Source organism: Alteribacillus sp. JSM 102045 (genome assembly GCF_041949975.1).
Lineage (GTDB): Bacteria > Bacillota > Bacilli > Bacillales > Marinococcaceae > Alteribacillus.
The window spans coordinates 1-1,664 of sequence record NZ_JBHFQG010000088.1 but is presented as its reverse complement, the minus strand read 5'-3'; the positions used below and the strand labels follow the sequence as shown (position 1 = coordinate 1,664).

The 1,664-nt window shown below is 47.5% G+C and carries 2 protein-coding genes; both read left to right on the top strand.

From position 1 onward, the window contains the following. Positions 1-744: electron transfer flavoprotein subunit beta/FixA family protein (locus ACE1TI_RS21720; protein WP_375009584.1), on the top strand; the 744-nt coding region annotated here is incomplete at its 5' end. A 15-nt stretch (positions 745-759) separates the two neighbouring features. After that, the coding region (locus ACE1TI_RS21715) for an electron transfer flavoprotein subunit alpha/FixB family protein (protein WP_375009583.1) at positions 760-1,664 on the top strand (905 nt) is incomplete at its 3' end.

Genomic DNA, 1,664 nt, shown 5'->3' with positions numbered 1-1,664 from the left:
TTTGATACAGAAGAAAAAATAGTTATTAATGACGGAGTTATTGATGAAGAAGGCGCAGAATTTATTATTAACCCGTATGATGAGTATGCCATTGAAGAAGCGATCGTGCTTCGGGACGAACATGGCGGAGAAGTGACCGTTGTGACCGTTGGCGATGAAGAAGCAGAAAAAGAATTAAGAACAGCCCTTGCGATGGGTGCTGACAAAGCCGCTCTTATTAATGTAGAAGATATCGATGAAGAGTTGGATCATTCCTCCATTAGTAAAGCGCTCACGGCTTATTTGAAAGACCAGGAATACGATATTATTCTCGGCGGGAACGTCGCTGTCGATGACGGAGCCGGCCAGGTGGCGCCCCGGGTGGCAGAAGGGCTTGGTATTAACCAGGTAACCACCATTACAAACCTGGAAATTGACGGCCAGACAGCCAAAATCGAACGCGATGTCGAAGGGGATGTGGAAAAGATTGAAACGTCGCTTCCGCTTCTGGTGACCTGCCAGCAAGGCTTAAACGAACCGCGTTATCCTTCTCTTCCCGGTATTATGAAAGCAAAGAAGAAGCCGCTTGATACGATAGATCTGGATGACCTAGATCTTGAAGAAGAGGACGTAGAAGCAAAAACCAAAACACTCGATCGTTTTCTGCCTCCGGAAAAGCAAGCCGGAAAAGTGCTCGAAGGAGAAGTGGACGATCAAATAAATGAGCTTGTCAGCTTGTTAAAAAATGAAGCAAAGGTCATATAACGGAGGGGATGTACGATGGCAAAAAAAGTATTGGTATTAGGGGAAGTAAAAGACGGCGAACTGAGAAATGTTTCTTTTGAGGCGATTGCAGCGGGAAAACAGATTGCCGATGGCGGAGAAGTAGTCGGTGCTTTATTTGGAGAGAACCTGCAAGAGCACGCCAAATCAATGATTCATTACGGGGCAGACCGTGTAGTGACAGCAGAGAAGCCGGGACTGGCTCCATATACAACGGATGCTTATACGCAGGCGCTTCTGCAGGTTTGTGATCTCGAAAGCCCGGAAGGTATTATTATCGGTCATACGTCAAGCGGAAAAGACCTCGCTCCCCGTGTTGCTGCGAAGCTCGATGCCGGACTCGTTTCCGACGCTGTCGCTGTAGAGATGGACGGAGGAAATGCCGTTTTTACCCGGCCGATCTATTCCGGGAAAGCTTTTGAAAAGAAAACCATCGAATCAGGACTCGTATTTGCCACCATTCGTCCAAACAACATTGCTCCTCTTGATGAGGATTCCTCTAGAAGCGGGGATATCTCTTCGGTTAATGTAGATATTAAAGATCTCCGCACCACGATTAAAGATGTCGTGAAGAAAACAAGTGGCGGCGTCGATTTATCCGAAGCGAAAATCATTGTAGCCGGGGGACGTGGAGTAAAAAGTGCGGAAGGCTTTAAGCCGCTCGAAGAGCTTGCAGAAGTGTTAGGAGCAGCGGTGGGGGCTTCCCGAGGTGCCTGCGATGCGGAATATTGCGATTATTCTTTACAAATTGGCCAGACAGGGAAAGTGGTTACACCAGATTTATATATTGCAGCAGGGATTTCTGGAGCGATTCAGCACCTTGCCGGAATGTCGAATTCGAAAGTGATTGTGGCGATCAACAAAGACCCGGAAGCTCCGATCTTTGAAGTAGCGGATTATGG